The sequence below is a fragment of the Caulobacter sp. 05T431 genome (genome assembly GCF_056665975.1).
In genome coordinates, this window is the sequence record NZ_JBFTKU010000207.1 from 1 (window position 1) to 349 (window position 349).

1 protein-coding gene is annotated in these 349 nt (G+C 63.5%); it reads left to right on the plus strand.

Going from position 1 to position 349, the window contains the following annotated elements; translation table 11 throughout:
- Nucleotides 1–86: 86 nt before the first annotated feature.
- Entirely contained in the window at nucleotides 87–314 is a 228-nt protein-coding gene (locus AC1U89_RS25130; protein ID WP_476884627.1) for a hypothetical protein, read from the plus strand.
- Nucleotides 315–349 lie beyond the last annotated feature (35 nt).

Sequence of the window (349 nt, forward strand, 5' to 3'; positions counted from 1 at the left end):
GGTCAAGGGCGATCACGCGACCCCTGGCCCACCCCTACCGAAAAATGGCATAGGCGCTAAGTGTCGATGCAGTCAACGTAGGGGAAATGCGTGATGGACATGACAACGAGCCCACGCCGGACCGAGGCATCGCCGTCTTCCCTGGCGCCAACACGATGCGGCCACTCCCGATGGACGGGGTGCCGCAGCCGATCGCACTCTTCAGCGTCATCAACGGTGCCACATTGCCGTTCACCTTTGCACTGGTCGGATTTGCACTGATMGGAGCAGTCATCGCGGACCTGATCAACGTTCGCCGCCGGCCCGGGCCGTGACCGCAGTGTGCTCTTGACTCGGCCCGCGCCGCAAG